We start from the raw sequence: 2867 nt of genomic DNA, 5'->3' as shown, positions 1-2867 counted from the left end.
CCTGCTGCGCAGTCCAGCGGGAGCAAGCTCCCTCGCCACAGGGGATTAGATCAATGTCTCGATCCGCAACGAATTGGTCGACCCTGGCTGCCCGAATGGCACCCCAGCAGTAATCACCAACGTATCCCCACGCTCCGCCATACCCTGTGCCTGGGCAATCTCCAACGCCGTGGAACACACCTCATCCACCTGCCGCAGCCGATCGTTCACCACCGAATGCACGCCCCACGCCACGCTCAAGCGTCGCGCCGTCGACAGGTTCGGTGTCAGGTTCAGAATCGGCACCGCCGGCCGTTCCCGCGCCGCCCGCAAGGTGGAGCTGCCCGACTCGCTGTAGTTCACCAGCACTGCCACCGGCAGGATGCTGCTGATACGGCGGATCGCACAGCTGATGGCGTCCGACACCGTGGCATCCGCCTTGGGCCGGCTGACGTTCAGCTGGGTCTGGTAATCCGGGCCATTTTCCACCTGGCGAATGATCTTGCTCATCATCAGCACGGCCTCCAACGGGTATTCACCGGAAGCGGTTTCCGCCGACAGCATCACCGCATCCGCCCCTTCCGCCACTGCGTTGGCCACGTCGGTGACTTCGGCACGGGTCGGCGCCGGGGAGAAGCGCATGGATTCAAGCATCTGCGTGGCCACCACCACCGGTTTACCCAACTGGCGGCACACACCAATGATGTCCTTCTGGATTTGCGGCACGCTTTCCGCCGGCACTTCCACCCCCAGGTCGCCTCTGGCGACCATGATCGCGTCGCTCAGCTCGGCGATTTCCTGCAGGCGCTGCACCGCCGAGGGCTTCTCGATCTTGGCCATCAGGAACGCCTTGTCGCCGATCAACTCGCGGGCTTCGCGGATGTCTTCCGGGCGTTGCACAAACGACAGCGCCACCCAGTCCACTCCCAGTTCCAGGCCGAAGCTCAGGTCGCGGCGGTCCTTGGCCGTCAGCGGGCTGAGCTCCAGCAATGCCTGGGGTACGTTCACGCCTTTGCGGTCCGACAGTTCACCGCCGTTGAGCACGGTGGTGTCGATGGCATCGGCGTGCTTGGTGATCACCCGCAGGCGCAGCTTGCCGTCGTCCAGCAGCAGGTCCATGCCGGGCTGCAGGGCCGCGATGATTTCCGGGTGGGGCAGGTTGACCCGCCGCTGGTCACCGGGTGTCGAGTCCAGGTCCAGGCGCAGGGCCTGGCCGCGAATCAGTTGCACTTTTCCTTCGGCAAAACGCCCCACCCGCAGCTTCGGCCCTTGCAGGTCCATCAGGATGCCGAGGGGATAATTGAGCTGGCGCTCCACCTGGCGAATCCACTGGTAGCGTTGGGCGTGGTCGGCATGATCGCCATGGCTGAAGTTCAGGCGAAAGATATTCACCCCGGCTTCCACCAGCTCGCGGATGTCGTCGATGCTGTCGGTGGCCGGGCCCAGCGTGGCGAGGATCTTGACCTTCTTGTCAGGCGTCATGTTCAGGGGACTCTCTTTCAGGGCTTTCAAGTATCAGAATGGCGCGGAAATCGTTGACGTTGGTGCGGGTCGGCTCGGTGATGATCAAGCCGTCGAGGGCCGCGAAGTAGCCGTAGCCATTGTTGTTGTCCAGCTCGTCACTGGCGCTCAAGCCCAGGGCTTCGGCGCGGGCGTAGCTGGTGGGCGTCATGATCGCGCCGGCATTGTCTTCCGAGCCGTCGATGCCGTCGGTGTCACCCGCCAGGGCGTAGACGCCGGGCAGGCCCTTGAGGCTGTCGGTGAGGCTCAGCAGGAATTCGGCGTTGCGTCCGCCACGGCCATTGCCGCGTACGGTGACGGTGGTTTCGCCGCCGGAGAGGATCACGCAAGGCGCCGCCAGGGGTTGGCCGTGCTGGATGATTTGCCGGGCGATACCGGCGTGCACCTTGGCCACGTCCCGCGCTTCGCCTTCCAGGTCGCCGAGGATCAGCGGGCTGAAACCGGCCTGGCGGACTTTCACCGCCACCGCTTCCAGGGATTGCTGCGGACGGGCGATCAGTTGGAAATGGCTGCGGGCGAGCACCGGGTCCCCGGGCTTGACGGTTTCCGACTCCGGGCTTTGCAGCCAGGTGCGCACCGACGCCGGGATTTCAATCTGGTAGCGCTTGAGAATCGCCAGCGCCTGTTGCGAGGTGCTGGGGTCGCCAACAGTGGGGCCGGAAGCGATGACCGTGGCCTGGTCGCCCGGTACATCGGAAATCGCGTAGGTGTAGACGGTGGCAGGCCAGCTTGCCTTGGCCAGGCGCCCGCCCTTGATCGCCGAGAGGTGCTTGCGCACGCAGTTCATCTCGCCAATGGTGGCGCCGGATTTGAGCAGGGCCTTGTTGATCGCTTGCTTGTCCGCCAGGGTGATGCCGGCGGCCGGAAGGGCGAGCAGTGCAGAGCCGCCGCCGGAGAGCAGGAAGATCACGCGGTCGTCTTCGCCCAGGTTGCTGATCAGCTCCAGCACACGCTTGGCCACGGCCTGGCCTGCGGCGTCCGGCACTGGGTGCGCGGCTTCGACCACTTCGATTTTCTTGCAGGGTGCGCCGTGGCCGTAGCGGGTGACCACCAGGCCCGAGACTTCGCCTTGCCAGCAGTTTTCCACCACCAGCGCCATGGCGGCGGCGGCTTTGCCGGCGCCGATCACGATGACACGGCCGCTGCGGTCGGCGGGCAGATAGGGTTCGAGGACTTGCCGGGGGTGGGCGGCGTCGATGGCTGTGGCAAACAGCTCGCGAAGCAGGTGTTGCGGATCGACCGACATAAGCGGGCTCCCGGGGATTCTTGTTATTAGGGGTGCATCAAATTCGATGTGAAATGCGGTCAAAAATGTGGGAGCGGGCTTGCTCGCGAAAGCGGTCTACCATTCGACATCCATGCTGACT

At 64.7% G+C, this 2867-nt stretch carries 2 protein-coding genes; both read right to left on the bottom strand.

Annotated features, from left to right (window positions below; translation table 11 throughout):
* Positions 1-45: 45 nt before the first annotated feature.
* Positions 46-1461, bottom strand: coding sequence for a pyruvate kinase (pyk, locus tag ACW9I6_RS31855; protein ID WP_457340223.1), 1416 nt, complete (start codon positions 1459-1461; stop codon positions 46-48).
* Positions 1451-2746: a glycerate kinase type-2 family protein gene (locus tag ACW9I6_RS31850; protein WP_003210596.1), complete on the bottom strand. Its 1296-nt coding sequence runs from the start codon at positions 2744-2746 to the stop codon at positions 1451-1453. Before ACW9I6_RS31850 ends, pyk begins: the two co-directional genes overlap by 11 nt.
* Positions 2747-2867: the final 121 nt, after the last annotated feature.

The sequence above is a fragment of the Pseudomonas sp. SDO5522_S412 genome (assembly GCF_054071215.1).
The sequence above is the reverse complement of the archived record's forward strand: the minus strand, read 5'-3'. Positions and strand labels throughout refer to the sequence as shown.